Source organism: Sulfitobacter indolifex, assembly GCF_022788655.1.
GTDB classification, from domain to species: Bacteria; Pseudomonadota; Alphaproteobacteria; order Rhodobacterales; family Rhodobacteraceae; genus Sulfitobacter; species Sulfitobacter indolifex.
On record NZ_CP084951.1, the window covers coordinates 1,879,261 to 1,893,136 of the forward strand.

Genomic DNA, 13,876 nt, shown 5'->3' on the forward strand with positions numbered 1-13,876 from the left:
TTGCCGGCCTCTAAATACGGAGGCCGGTCTCCTATTCCGGCGAAGACAACGCCGCCGCGGGCAATTGCACCCGGAATGCCGTGCCAGGCACATCGCTCAGAAAGCTGATCTCGCCCCCCAAACGGCTCATGATCTCGCGGCAAATGGCGAGGCCAAGCCCCGCGCCGTCACCCTCCCCCGTGATCCGTGAGAATTTCTCAAAGATCAGCGCTTCTGATCCCGCGTCGATCCCGTGACCGTTGTCGACGAAATCTATCACCAGCCCTCTCGCGGTAACCTGCGGCGAGATCACCAGTTGCGGGGTCTCAGCAGCGCAGTATTTGCGGGCATTGGTGACGAGGTTGATAAAGACCTGCACCAATCGGTCAAGATCACTGGTCAGCTTGATGTCTTCGGCCTCCGGGTCGCGCAGCACATCCAGCGGGCGCGCAGACCCGGCCTGCGCCGTGGTCACCGCCAGATCAAGCAGATCCCGCAGATTTCCCTCCCGCTGATTCAGCGTCACTTGCCCATGCTCAAGCACCGACAGATCCAGCAGATCGTCCAAAAGCCGCGTCAGACGGATCGTTTCACTGTGGATGATCGTGGCGTAGCGGTTCTTGTCCGCGTCCGACAAGCCCGGCGCATCGCGCAGGATCTCCGAAAACGACCGGATCGAAGTCATCGGCGTGCGCAACTCATGGCTGATCTGGCTGAGAAAACTGTCCTTTTGCAGCGACAATTGCGTGAGTTTCTCATTCGCCGCCCGCAGTTGCGCCGCCGTTTCCGTCAACTCGCGCGATTTCGTCTCTAGCTGGCTGGAATACTCCAACATCTGCGCGGATTCGTCGGCCACGGCGAGCAGGTCCTGCACCGAGACAGACGCCCCGCCGACAATCTGCGCCACCATCGCATGGGCCGTGGCCGCCCCGACCGAGGCTGCCAATTCCCGCTCCAACGCCTGCACGAATCGCGGCGTGGGTTCCGGCAGGCGTTGGCCCTGCCCTTGTCGCTCGGCCTCGCGCGCAAAGAACGCCTGCGCCTCCCGTGCGCCCAAGATACGCTGCGCCATAATCATCAGGTCTTCGCTGCCCGCGACCGAGGCCGTCCACCCCCGTGCCGGACCGGAATGGTCAAAGACATTCACAAATTGCGCCCCCTGAAGCCGCTCCAACGGCGCGGGGAAACTGAAGAGCGAGACGACCACAAAAACCAGCGTATTGAGCGCGAGGCTCCAGACCACCGCATGCACTGTCGGGTCGATCCCGGCGATGCCGAACAGCGCCTCAGGCCGCAGCCACGCCAGCCCCCAAAGGCCGCGCTCCAAGGTTGCACTCGAAAGGGCCACATCCGCGCCAAAGCTTGGCAGCAGCATGGTAAAAACCCACAGCACAAAGCCCGTGCCCAGCCCGCAAAGCGCTCCTGCCCGCGTGGCCCCACGCCACAGGACGCCGCCCAGCATCGCGGGCAAAAACTGCGCCACCCCGCCGAATGAAATCGTGCCAATCGCCGCCAGCGCCCCGCTGCCTCCCGAGGCGCGGTAGTAGAGGTAGCCCAGCCCAACCACACAAAAGATCGACAGCCGCCGCGCAAGGATCACGATATTGCGCACGTCACCCGATTGCGTCGCCCCATCGCGCCGCAGCGCCAGCCAGATCGGCATAACGATATGGTTACTGACCATGGTCGACAGCGCCAGCGTGGCGACAATCACCATCGAAGTGGCTGACGAAAACCCCCCGAGGAAAGAGAGCATCGCCAGACCGTTCTGACCTTGGCTAAGCGGCAGACTGAGAACAAACAGATCGGGGTTCGACCCTTCGGGCATCAGATCAAGCCCCACCACCGCGATCGGCACGACAAAAAGGCTCATCAACATCAGGTAAAGCGGGAAGGCCCAACTCGCGATCTGCAACTGCCGCTCGTCGTCATTCTCAACGACCATCACCTGAAACATGCGTGGCAGACACAAAAGCGCAGCCCCCGAAAGCACCGTCAGCGCGGCCCAGCGGCTGCCCTGCACCTCCCATTGGCCGATGTCCGACGCATCAATGCGCGCCAGCGTTTCGCCCAAACCCCCGGCGAGCCCCCAAATGACGTAGACCCCTACCGCCACCAGCGCGAGCAGCTTCACCACTGCCTCGACCGCGATGGCGATGACAACGCCGTGGTGTCGCTCATTCACATTCAGGTTCCGGGTGCCGAACAGCACCGTGAACAGCGTCAGCCCCGCCGCCACCCAAAGGGCGGCTTGCCCGCGGTTGATCACATCGCCCCCCGCCTCAGCCAGCGGCACATCGGGGGCGGCGAAAATCGACAGGGACAGGATAACCGATTGCAATTGCAGCGCGATATAGGGTGTCACGCCGATCACGGCCATGATCGTCACCACGATCGCCAGCGTGTTGGATTTGCCGTAGCGCGACGAAATCAGGTCAGCGATTGAGGTCACGCGGTGGCTCCGCCCGATGCGCACCAGCCGTCGCAAGCCCCACCACCAGCCGATCATCACCAGCGAGGGGCCGAGGTAGATTGTCACATATTCCAAACCTGACCGCGCGGCGTATCCCACCGCGCCGTAGAAGGTCCAAGCCGTGCAATAGATCGACAGGGATAGCGTATAGATCAACGGCGAGCGGAGCAGCCAGCCGCCCTGCCCGCGCAACGCCGCGCGCTCGGCGGCGAAGGCCACGATGAACAGCCCCGCCACATACATCAGGCAGACCGCGACCAGCTGGTTGAGCGAGACCATCAGTGCTGCCCGTCCGTGTTCTCGGTACCATCTCCCGACGCGACGTCCCGCGTGCGCCGCCACAGCGCCCATGTCGCTAAGATCAGCAACGCCCAAACCCCGAAAAGATAGCGCAGTGCCACGCTCATCGCGATTGCTGGCTCAGGGGTTTCCGAGGTGGCGTCAGGCAGGATCTCGGGGACGGGCCAGAGCAGCGGCACCATCCACAGCATCAACCCCAAAAACGGCAGCAGCCGCACCGCGTCCATCATGCGCCGCCGACGATAGCCGCGCTTTTCCAGAAAGATCGGAGTCCGGGCCATAGCGGGTTAACTGGCGATTAGGTCGCGCACCGCGTCCAGCATCTCAGAATTTGAAAATGGCTTTGTCATAAAACGGCTGACCCCGGCCTTCTCGGCCATGGCGCGGTCCCGGCTTTGGCCGCGCGCGGTCAGCATCAGCACCGGCAGGTCGCCCATGGCCGGATCGCCGCGCAACTCATCGAGTATCTCGAACCCGCTCTTGCCCGGCAGCATTACGTCGAGCATCACCAGATCGGGCGACGCCTTGCGGATCACATCCACAGCGCCCGATCCATTGGCGAGCGTCTCCACCCGCCAGCCCTCTTGGCTCAACAAAAAGCGGATGGCCTCGGCGATATTCACCTCGTCCTCCACCAGAACTACGAGTTTGCTCATCGGCAAAAAATCTCCCCCCTCGGTGTGCGGCCCTCCCGTCTTGTAGCGGGGTCGCGCGCACCGGGGCGAGCATGCATCGGTTTGGCAGCCCTGTCAAAAACTGCCTGAAGCGCCGCTCTCAGATCCCGTCCCGCAGGATCGAAGGCTCACGCCGCGCGCGGCATCCTTCCACCGGACAGATCCGGCAGGTGGCCCCCACAGGCTGGGCCGGAGCCGCACCCGAAGGGACCGGCAACAGCAGCATAACGGATTGGCTTAAGGGTGGCGTGTTATAGGCGGCGGCGGCTTGAACCTCACAAGTCGCAATCGCCTCAAACTCCGCCTGCCCGCGCCCCATTTGCATGACGCGTGATTTCACCACCAGCCCCGGCTGGCCCTGCACCGCGAACAGTGGCCAAAGCGGGCAGCAAGCGCCAAAACGCGGCACGGTGAAGCCATCAATCGATTTGGCGAAAGTCACACTGCCCGAGCGGTCACAGACCACCAGCCCCGCGCCCAGATCGGGCAGCGACGCCAGACGCCGCAGCACCCGGCCCACCGGTTGTTCCAGCGTCTGCGCAAGTAGGGCCGGATCATGGCCCCGCTCCGCCACCGCGCTCTCCAACCGGTCCAACGGCAGCGCCGCCGCGTCCCGCGCAATCTGTTGCAACACCCCAGTTGCAATATGCCGCGCAGCCTTGGTTTTCAGCGCCTCGGCCTGTTCCACCAATTCGGCAATCGCAATTTCCGGCGCCCGGGCCTGCTCCAGCGGTTCAAAGCGGTAGTCATGTGCCGCGAGAAATGCCTCTACCTCCGCCTGCGGGGAATGGGCCACCTCACGGGTCTCGGCGGCATTGTCGAAATAGGTCACCAAGGCCTGCGCGCTGTCCGAGAGCCGTCGGCTGTCTTCGTGGATATTCGCATGAAACCGGTCCCGCCATTCCGGCTGCAGACTGTCCGTTTCAGCCAAAATCGCAGCGGTCGAACGGATTGCCGCAGCGGTGCTGAGCAGTTCATGCATCGACGTGGCGAGCTGCGGGTCATGGGCCAACCGGTCTGACAATGCCTCCACCGTTTGCTCTAACGCATCGATTCGGCGCTGGCTGGTGGCGAGCACTTTGGCCCAGCCCGGGAAACGCCCTGCGAATTCGTCAGCCCGGTCGCTCTCAGGCCCCGCCAGCCCCGCATCTTCGGCCGCCTCGCGCAATGCCGCGATCAAGGCCGCCTCAGCCCCTTCGGTCAGCGCCTGCGGCTCCACCCCGAGCGCTTGGGCGATATTGAGCAAAAGCTTACCGCCGATTCTGCGCCGGTTGTGTTCGATCAGGTTGAGATAGCTGGCCGAGATCCCACTCTGCTGCGCCAGCTCGGCCTGCTTTAACCCGGCCATCACGCGCCGCTCACGGATGCGGCTGCCGGTCAGCCCCTCACGCATGGGGTCGCCCCGCGCGTGTTTTCGCCCGTTGTTTCAAGGTCTTTCTGCGGCGCAACATCATGTTATTTACAAACCTCGCGAAGCCATTGCGAATATCTTTACAGAAATATCGTTTTGATCAAGCAGGTTATTGATCGGTTTTCAGTTTCCGCGCCATAGTTTCTTTGCATTCTTGCGCGCCGTGGCATCGGGGGGAGGTTCCGCTGCCACGGCTCATAAAAACATGGGAGGACTTCATGTCGTTTACGAAACTGACACGCCGCGGGCTGATCCAGACCGGCGCGGTTGCCGGTGCAGGGTTGGCGCTACCGACCTATCTGCGCGCCGAGGCGCACGCCGGCTTTACCAACGCCCCCACGGGCAGCACCGTCACGCTGGGCTTCAACGTACCCCAGACCGGCCCCTATGCCGAAGAAGGTCTGGATGAGCTGCGCGCGCAGGAACTCGCGGTTCAGCACCTCAACGGTGAGGGCGACGGCGGCATGATGAACACTTTCAGCTCCAAGGCGCTGAAAGGGAACGGCATTCTGGGAAAGAAGGTCGAATATGTCACCGGCGACACCCAGACCAAATCCGACGCCGCCCGCGCATCCGCCAAGGCAATGATCGAAAAAGACGGCGCGATTATGATCAACGGCGGCTCGTCTTCGGGCGTGGCTGTGGCTGTTCAAGGTCTGTGCCAAGAAGCGGGCGTGATCTTCATGGCCGGTCTGACCCACTCCAACGACACGACCGGGAAAGACAAGAAAGCCAATGGCTTCCGCCACTTCTTTAACGGCTATATGTCTGCCGCCGCCCTCGCCCCGGTGTTGAAAAACGCCTATGGCGAAGACCGCCGCGCCTACCACCTAACGGCGGATTACACATGGGGCTGGACCCAGCAGGAATCCATCGCCGCCGCGACCGAGGCGATGGGTTGGGAAACCGTTAACAACGTGCTGACGCCGCTCGCCTCGACCGACTTTAGCTCCTACATCGCGCCGGTGCTGAACTCCGGTGCTGACGTGCTGGTGCTGAACCACTACGGCGGAAACATGGTGAACTCGCTGACCAACGCGGTGCAGTTCGGCCTGCTGGATAAAGAAGTGAACGGCAAGAAGTTCGAGATCGTCGTGCCGCTCTATTCCGAGCTCATGGCCGCGGGTGCCGGCGCCAACGTGCAAGGCGTTATTGGTTCGATGAACTGGAACTGGCAGCTACAGGATGAAGGCTCCAAAGCCTTCGTGAAATCCTTTGGCGAGAAATATGGCCGACCGCCCTCCAACTCCGCGCACACCTGCTATGTGCAGACGCTGCTCTATGCGGATGCGGTTGAGCGCGCGGGCACCTTCAACCCCTGCGGTGTGGTCGAAGCGCTCGAAGACTTTGAGTTCGACGGTCTGGGCAATGGTCCGGTGCTCTACCGTGGCGACGATCACCAGTGTTTCAAAGACGTGTTGGTTATGAAGGGCAAGGATAACCCGACCAACGAGTTTGATACGCTGGAAATCGTCGAAGTCACGCCACGTGCGCAGGTCGAATATGCCCCCGACCACCCGATGTTCGCCGGTGGTGAGCTGGGCGAGTGCAACCCGGGCGCTTGATCTCCTAAGCCTCGCGGGCGCGCCGACCTGGCGCGCCCCTTTCACCACATGGGGCCCGCCCTCATGTGAACGCATCCCTAACAGGTGGGGTCCATGGACGCTGTTCTTCTGCAAATACTTAACGGGCTCGACAAGGGCTCGGCCTATGCGCTGATCGCGCTTGGGCTTACATTGATCTTTGGCACGCTTGGCGTGGTCAACTTCGCCCATGGGGCGCTGTTCATGATTGGGGCTTTCTGCTCGGTCACGCTGCAACGCCTGCTCACGTTGAGTGTTGAGACGGTCAGCGAGACCCAGAAGGATTTTCTGGGCAACCCACTCAAGGTCAAAACACCCTATGTCGAGAATTGGTTTGGCACGGAGACGGGACAGGCCATAATTGACTGGTCGGTGCCGCTGGCGATCCTCTTTGCGATCCCGGTGATGCTGCTGATCGGCTTCATCATGGAACGCGGGCTGATCAAGCATTTCTACAAGCGCCCCCATGCGGACCAGATACTCGTGACCTTCGGCCTCGCCATCGTGCTGCAGGAAGTGGTCAAGTATTTCTACGGTGCCAACCCGATCCCCACGCCCGCGCCTGAAGTCTTCAAAGGCAGCTTTGACTTTGCGCCGCTCTTGGGTTTGGACACCTCGCTCGCCTACCCCTACTGGCGTCTGGTCTATTTCGGCTTCTCCACAGTCATCATCGCTGCGGTCTTTGCCTTCTTGCAATTCACCACCTTCGGCATGGTTGTCCGCGCTGGCATGGCGGACCGTGAGACCGTGGGCCTTTTGGGCATCGACATTGACCGCCGCTTTACCATCATGTTCGGCATCGCCGCCGCCGTGGCGGGGCTTGCGGGCGTCATGTATGCGCCAATCAACTCACCCAATTATCACATGGGCATGGACTTTTTGGTGCTGAGCTTCGTCGTCGTTGTTGTCGGCGGCATGGGCTCTCTGCCCGGCGCGGTGCTGGCTGGGTTCCTGTTGGGCATCCTGGAAAGCCTCGCCTCCATGAATGAAATCAAAAGCATCATCTACGGTATCGACCAGATCATCATCTACGTCGTTGCCATCGTGATCCTGCTGGTCCGCCCGCGCGGTCTGATGGGTCGCCGCGGCGTGATGGAGGAATAAGACATGTTCGGACTGGAAAAACGCGATACGCTTCTTCTGGGGGTCGTCGTCGTACTGACGCTCTTCGCCCCCTTCCTCCTTAACCCTTTCCCAGCGAACTCCGCCTTGGCGCAGTTCAATGCGGGCTACCCCGACCTGATGCAGCGCTTTGTTATCTTTGGCATCTTCGCCATCGGGTTTAATATCCTCTTTGGGCTGACCGGCTACCTCTCCTTTGGCCATGCGGCCTTTCTGGGGGTCGGTTCCTACTCCGCCGTCTGGATGTTCAAACTGCTCAGCTACAACGTCGTGCCTGCGCTGGTGCTGGCCGTGATCATGGCGGGGCTGTTCTCGGCGCTCATCGGCTTTATCAGCCTGCGGCGCTCAGGCATCTACTTCTCGATCCTGACGCTGGCCTTTGCACAGATGTCGTTCAACCTCGCCTATTCGGTGCTGACGCCGATCACCAACGGTGAGACGGGTTTGCAGATTTACAACTCTGACCCACAATATCTCCAGTCCGTCGACGCACCGTCCTTCCCGAACCTCTTCGGCGCGGCGATGAATAGCTCGACCACGCTGTTCTTCGGCGGTTGGACCTTCACTTTCTCGGTCGGCTACTACTTCTGCGCGATTTTCCTGATCCTTGCCTTCTACCTCGCCATCCGCATCTTCCGCTCGCCTTTCGGAATGATGCTGCGCGCGGTGAAGTCGAACCAGCAGCGGATGAACTACACCGGTCTGAATACACGGCCCTACACGCTGGCGGCCTTTGTCATTTCGGGCATGTATGCCGGTTTGGCCGGCGGCCTGCTTGCCGCGATGGACCCGCTGGCCGGGGCCGAGCGGATGCAGTGGACGGCATCGGGCGAGGTTGTTCTGATGACGATCCTCGGTGGCGCAGGCACGCTGATCGGGCCGGTGCTGGGCGCGGGCTTCATCAAATACTTTGAAAACATCTTTGCCAAAATCAACGACAATGTACTGCACGGCTGGTTTGCCTTCATGCCCGACGGGATCGAAGATGCGATGGTCGCGATCATTCACCCTTTCGTCGGCAAAGGCTGGCACCTGACACTGGGCCTGTTGTTCATGCTGGTTGTGATCTTCCTGCCCGGTGGGCTGGTCGAAGGAGGGCAACGTCTGGGCCGTGTCTTCCGCCGCAAGGACAAAAACGCGGGCTCGGTCGAGGCCGATGCCGCACAACAACGCAACGAAGCTGCTGAATAGGAGAGACTGATGGCCATTCTCGAAGTCAAAAATGTCGGCAAGCGCTTCGGCGGGTTGCAGGCGCTGAGCGATGTGAACCTAAGCGTGGCGGAAAACTCCGTCCATGCGATCATCGGCCCCAACGGGGCAGGCAAATCCACGCTGCTTAACTGTCTGGTGGGCAAGCTGATCCCGGATACCGGATCGGTCATGTTCGACGGGCAATCGGTGCTGGGGCGCAAGCCTTATGAGATCAACCAGATGGGCATCAGTCGCGTGTTCCAAACGCCTGAAATCTTTGGTGATCTTACGGTGATGGAGAATATGCTGATCCCCTGCCTTGCCAAACGCGATGGGGCGTTCCAGCTCAACGGTTGGTCGCGGGTCGTGGGCCAACGTGACATGATCGACAAGGCCGAAGAAATGCTGCGCGACATGAACATGATCGACAAACGCCACATGCACGCGGCCTCCATGTCACGCGGCGATAAACGGCGGCTTGAGATCGCCATGTGCCTCGCCCAAGACCCGCGCCTGCTGCTGCTGGATGAACCGACCGCCGGGATGGCGCGGGCCGATACCAACAACACCATCGACCTGCTGAAACAGATCAAGGACGAGCGCGACATCACCATCGCCATCATCGAGCACGACATGCATGTGGTCTTTTCGCTCGCCGAACGCATCACCGTGCTGGCCCAAGGCACGCCGCTGGTCGAAGACACGCCAGACCGGATCAAAGGCCACCCCAAGGTGCGCGAAGCCTATCTGGGCGAGAGCCAAGACGCCGCCTGATCTATCCTGTTGCCGAACCCCAAGGACACCCCGATGAGCACCGACACGCTAGACAAAAACGCCAACCACGCCCAAACCGCCCCGGCCTTCCTCTCGGTCTGGGACATTCACGCCTATTACGGCGAGAGCTATATCGTGCAGGGGGTCAGCTTTAACGTCCATGAGGGCGAAATCCTTGCGCTGCTGGGCCGCAACGGCGCGGGCAAAACCTCAACACTGCGGGCCATTGCGCGGGTCAGTGACCCAGAGTTGAAACGCGGCGAGATTTGGCTCGACCATCAACCGCTGCACAATATGGCCAGCCATCAGGCGTCGGCGGCGGGACTGGCGCTGGTGCCGGAAGATCGCCGCATCATCGCGGGGCTCACTGTCGAGGAAAACCTCAAACTTGCCCAGATCGCCCCGCCCATCGGCTGGTCGCTGGACCGGCTCTATGACCTTTTCCCCCGTCTGGGCGAGCGCAAGAACCAAGAGGGCACCACCCTCTCGGGCGGCGAACAGCAGATGCTTGCCATTGCGCGGGCCTTAGCGCGGGACATCAAGGTGCTGCTTTTGGATGAACCCTACGAAGGGCTGGCCCCGGTGATCGTCGATGAGATCGAGAAAACACTGGCACTGATTAAGTCTCAGGGTATCACGACAATTTTGGTCGAACAAAACGCTGTGCGCGCGCTGAAACTAGCCGACCGTGCGGTGATCCTCGACACCGGCGGCATCGTTTTTGACGGCACGGCCGCAGAAGTCCTTGATAACGCTGAATTGCGCGCCGAGTACCTCGCGATCTGACCACTTTACCACCCCAGCCCGGCGCGGAGCCAAGCTGATACCACTTTATCTCCGCCGGGCCGCATCTGCGCGTCAAAAAACCGATCCTACCCCCTAGACAACAGTTGGCTTTTCATGGCTTTGCCCATGCCCTATAAGCGAGCACAATCAATCGCGCAGCGACGGGCTGCCGGCCTGTCGAAATCTTCGAGGATCCAATGACAAAAAATACCCATGACAGTGACGTGGCCTTCATCAAGGCCCTCGCCGAGCTGCTGAACGAAAACGACCTGACCGAGCTTCAGGTAAAACGCGACTACGCCGAGGACGACAGCCTGAACGTGCGCGTCAGCCGCAAGCCGCCTCAGCAGATCATGGCCGCCCCGCAGCAGCAGTATCAGGCCGCCCCTGCCGCAGCCCCCGCGGCGGCCCCTGCCGGCGCGACCGCGAGCGCCCCAGCTGCTGCCGATTCCGATCCAGCGGATCACCCCGGCGCGGTAACTTCGCCCATGGTCGGCACAGTTTATCTTCAAGGTGAACCGGGCGCGCCTGCGTTCATCTCGGTCGGTGCTTCGGTCTCTGAAGGCGACACGCTGCTGATCGTCGAAGCGATGAAGACGATGAACCACATTCCCGCCCCCCGCGCTGGCACCGTCAAGCGCATCCTCGTCGGTGACGGCGATGCCGTTGAATTCGGCGCCCCGCTGGTGATCTTGGAATAAGGGCAGATCATGTTCAGCAAAATCCTAGTCGCCAACCGTGGAGAGATCGCCCTGCGCGTCATCCGCGCGGCCCGCGAAATGGGCATCAAGACGGTCGCGGTGCATTCCACCGCCGACAGTGACGCGATGCACGTGCGCATGGCTGACGAATCCGTCTGCATCGGCCCGCCCTCCAGCCAGCAATCCTACCTGTCGATCCCGGCAATCATCGCCGCTTGTGAAATCACCGGGGCCGAAGCGATTCACCCCGGTTATGGCTTCCTGTCGGAAAATGCAGGCTTTGTGCAGGTCATCGAAGACCACGGCCTGACCTTCATCGGCCCGACTGCCGAGCATATTCGTGTTATGGGTGACAAGATCACCGCCAAAGACACGATGAAGAAGCTCGGCGTGCCTTGTGTGCCGGGATCCGAAGGTGGTGTGGCCTCGCTCGAAGAAGCCAAGCGCTTGGGCGAAGAGATTGGCTATCCGGTCATCATCAAGGCTACGGCAGGCGGTGGCGGCAAGGGCATGAAAGTCGCCCAGACCGCCAAGGACATGGAAAAAGCCTTCCAAACCGCGCGCGCCGAGGGCAAATCGAACTTCGGCAATGACGAAGTCTATATTGAGAAATACCTCACCACCCCACGCCACATCGAGATTCAGGTCTTTGGCGATGGCAAGGGCAACGCCGTGCATCTGGGCGAACGCGACTGCTCGCTGCAGCGCCGCCACCAGAAGGTTTTCGAAGAGGCTCCTGGCCCCTCGATCACCGAAGAAGAGCGCGCGCGCATCGGTAAGGTCTGTGCCGACGCCGTGGCGAACATCAACTACATTGGTGCCGGCACGATCGAGTTTCTCTACGAGAACGGCGAGTTCTATTTCATCGAGATGAACACCCGCCTTCAGGTGGAACACCCGGTGACCGAAGCGATCTTTGGCGTCGACCTGGTGCGCGAACAGATCCGCGTGGCCGAAGGGCTGCCGATGTCCTTCACCCAGGACGATCTGACCATCAACGGCCACGCCATTGAGGTCCGCATCAATGCCGAGAAACTGCCAAACTTCGCGCCCTGCCCGGGCCGGATCACGCAGTATCACGCGCCGGGTGGCCTTGGGGTCCGCATGGACAGCGCGCTTTACGACGGCTATTCGATCCCGCCCTATTACGACAGCCTGATCGGCAAGCTGATCGTGCATGGTCGTGACCGCCCTGAGGCGCTGGCGCGTCTGGGTCGGGCTTTGGGCGAGCTGATCGTCGATGGTGTCGACACCACTGTGCCGCTGTTCCACGCGCTTTTAGCCGAGGAAGACGTCCAGTCGGGCGGCTACAACATCCACTGGCTTGAGCATTGGCTGGAAACCAACCTCGGCAACGCCTGACGCCTGATGTCGGAGCTTACGCCCGAGATACTGCTGCACGGCTATTCCATCGGGATCTTCCCCATGGCCGAACACCGCGACGACCCAGAGATTTTCTGGGTCGATCCGCGGCGGCGTGGGGTGATGCCGCTCAACGGCTTTCACATCTCACGCTCATTGGCCCGCACCATGCGGCGCAGTTCGTTTCACCATACGATCAACCGTGATTTCGATGGTGTCGTCGCTGGCTGCGCAGACCGTGAAGACACGTGGATCAGCGCAGAAATCGCCGCCCTATACGGCGCGCTGCACCGCGCAGGCCATGCCCATTCGCTTGAAGTTTGGGATGCAGAGGCACTGGTTGGCGGCGTCTACGGCGTCACGCTGGGCCGCGCGTTCTTTGGTGAAAGCATGTTCTCGCGCCGGACCAACGCCTCAAAGATGGCACTGGCGGCCTTGGTGGACCGCCTCCGCCGTGCGAACTTTATCCTGTTTGATACGCAATTTCTGACCGATCACCTCGCCTCCCTCGGAGCACAAGAGATCAGCCGCGCCGATTATCATGCGCAGCTTGATGTGGCCAAACGCGGGCGCGCTGCGTTCAGCGCGCCGGCCTTAGACAGTTTTCACGATGTGCTACAGCGCAGCACCCAGATGTCATAGCGAAAGTGCTCGAGCGCGTGCAGCGCCGGGGCAGCGGCGATCATCCAGCCCGAGAAAAGCGTCCCGGAATCGCCGCTCTCGGTAATCTCAAGCGCCGCGTAGGCATTGGCCGCCGGATCGCCCACCGGATAGCGGCAATCAACCATAGTGATCTGCAAATTCCCAAGTGATTGGTTGTCACCCTTGGTGATCTCTAAATCAATCGTATCGCCGGAAATCTTATCCAACACCCGCAAGACGCCGCCCGTTGCACTGGCGACCTGAGGACCCTCTTGAGCATGAAGTGGCGCTGCCAGCAGAAGCGCGGCGATCAGAAGTTTTCTCATGAACCCACCCGGATTGCGTGAAATTTGGGGCCGCGCGACAGGCGCGGCCGTCCGATCATTCAGGCTGCCAGGCCTCATAGTCTTTGCGCTCAAGCGGCTCAGCCCGGCGCAGCGACCCTGCGGGCGCATAGGCCATTGCCGTGCCGGTGCGATTCTCGACATGCGCCTTTTCCCACGGTTTGTGGATCAGCGGCTTGTCGGTCGGCGGCTCGTCCCATGTGCGGTGCAACCAGCCGTGCCAATCGGGGCTCACGCGGCTCGCCTCGGCCTCACCATTGAAGATGACCCAGCGTTTGCTGTCATCGGCGTTGCGGTAATAGATATTGCCCTGCGCGTCTTCGCCCACCTTGCTGCCCTTGCGCCAAGTGAAAAGCTGGGTGTTCAACGTCTGGCCGTTCCACCATGTGACGCTTCGCAGAAGTGAATTGAGAATGCCCATCGAGGTCTCCGTTCCTGTTGTTCGTTATATGCACCATGGAGGCATTGGCGTCCAGCCTCGCCGCAAAGGTGCTTGGCCTGTGCGCGGCCTGTGGCTAAGGTTTGGAAAACAAA

At 61.3% G+C, this 13,876-nt stretch carries 14 protein-coding genes; 8 read left to right on the top strand and 6 right to left on the bottom strand.

Annotated features, from left to right (window positions below):
• Positions 1-31: 31 nt before the first annotated feature.
• From DSM14862_RS09190 to DSM14862_RS09205, 4 genes are all read right to left on the bottom strand, one after another.
• Positions 32-2,731, bottom strand: a complete 2,700-nt coding sequence (locus DSM14862_RS09190; protein WP_007119985.1) for an ATP-binding protein — start codon at positions 2,729-2,731, stop codon at positions 32-34.
• The gene (locus DSM14862_RS09195) at positions 2,731-3,033 is read right to left on the bottom strand and encodes a hypothetical protein (RefSeq protein WP_007119986.1); all 303 of its coding nucleotides are present in this window, start codon (positions 3,031-3,033) and stop codon (positions 2,731-2,733) included. The genes DSM14862_RS09190 and DSM14862_RS09195 overlap by 1 nt, the downstream gene beginning before the upstream one ends.
• A 6-nt stretch (positions 3,034-3,039) precedes the next feature.
• Positions 3,040-3,408, bottom strand: coding sequence for a response regulator transcription factor (locus DSM14862_RS09200; protein ID WP_007119987.1), 369 nt, complete (start codon positions 3,406-3,408; stop codon positions 3,040-3,042).
• 118 nt (positions 3,409-3,526) lie between these two features.
• Positions 3,527-4,819: a helix-turn-helix domain-containing protein gene (locus DSM14862_RS09205; RefSeq protein ID WP_007119988.1), complete on the bottom strand. Its 1,293-nt coding sequence runs from the start codon at positions 4,817-4,819 to the stop codon at positions 3,527-3,529.
• A 236-nt stretch (positions 4,820-5,055) separates the two neighbouring features.
• On the opposite strand from DSM14862_RS09205, the gene DSM14862_RS09210 reads away from it, so the two are divergent.
• The 8 genes from DSM14862_RS09210 to aat all read left to right on the top strand — a co-directional run bounded on the left by DSM14862_RS09210 (position 5,056) and on the right by aat (position 12,998).
• Positions 5,056-6,402 (top strand): substrate-binding protein, encoded by a 1,347-nt coding sequence (locus tag DSM14862_RS09210; RefSeq protein WP_007119989.1) that lies wholly within the window; start codon positions 5,056-5,058, stop codon positions 6,400-6,402.
• 93 nt (positions 6,403-6,495) lie between these two features.
• Positions 6,496-7,524, top strand: coding sequence for a branched-chain amino acid ABC transporter permease (locus tag DSM14862_RS09215; RefSeq protein ID WP_007119990.1), 1,029 nt, complete (start codon positions 6,496-6,498; stop codon positions 7,522-7,524).
• Positions 7,525-7,527: 3 nt separating this feature from the next.
• Positions 7,528-8,733 carry a branched-chain amino acid ABC transporter permease gene (locus DSM14862_RS09220; RefSeq protein WP_007119991.1) on the top strand — a complete coding sequence of 402 codons (1,206 nt, stop codon included), beginning with the start codon at positions 7,528-7,530 and terminating at the stop codon, positions 8,731-8,733.
• A gap of 9 nt (positions 8,734-8,742) precedes the next feature.
• The gene (locus DSM14862_RS09225; RefSeq protein WP_007119992.1) at positions 8,743-9,507 is read left to right on the top strand and encodes an ABC transporter ATP-binding protein; all 765 of its coding nucleotides are present in this window, start codon (positions 8,743-8,745) and stop codon (positions 9,505-9,507) included.
• A 33-nt stretch (positions 9,508-9,540) separates the two neighbouring features.
• A complete protein-coding gene (locus DSM14862_RS09230; RefSeq protein ID WP_007119993.1) occupies positions 9,541-10,293 on the top strand; it encodes an ABC transporter ATP-binding protein in 753 nt (250 codons plus the stop codon).
• Positions 10,294-10,490: 197 nt separating this feature from the next.
• On the top strand, positions 10,491-10,994 hold the full coding sequence (accB, locus tag DSM14862_RS09235; RefSeq protein ID WP_007119994.1) for an acetyl-CoA carboxylase biotin carboxyl carrier protein: 504 nt from the start codon (positions 10,491-10,493) through the stop codon (positions 10,992-10,994).
• Between the two features lie 9 nt (positions 10,995-11,003).
• Positions 11,004-12,356, top strand: coding sequence for an acetyl-CoA carboxylase biotin carboxylase subunit (gene accC, locus DSM14862_RS09240; protein WP_007119995.1), 1,353 nt, complete (start codon positions 11,004-11,006; stop codon positions 12,354-12,356).
• 6 nt (positions 12,357-12,362) lie between these two features.
• Positions 12,363-12,998: a leucyl/phenylalanyl-tRNA--protein transferase gene (gene aat / locus DSM14862_RS09245; protein WP_007119996.1), complete on the top strand. Its 636-nt coding sequence runs from the start codon at positions 12,363-12,365 to the stop codon at positions 12,996-12,998.
• Here aat and DSM14862_RS09250 read toward each other — a convergent pair.
• Entirely contained in the window at positions 12,962-13,324 is a 363-nt protein-coding gene (locus DSM14862_RS09250; protein ID WP_040701368.1) for a DUF2155 domain-containing protein, read from the bottom strand. The genes aat and DSM14862_RS09250 overlap by 37 nt on opposite strands.
• 55 nt (positions 13,325-13,379) lie before the next feature.
• The gene (locus tag DSM14862_RS09255) at positions 13,380-13,763 is read right to left on the bottom strand and encodes an NADH:ubiquinone oxidoreductase subunit NDUFA12 (RefSeq protein WP_007119998.1); all 384 of its coding nucleotides are present in this window, start codon (positions 13,761-13,763) and stop codon (positions 13,380-13,382) included.
• Positions 13,764-13,876 lie beyond the last annotated feature (113 nt).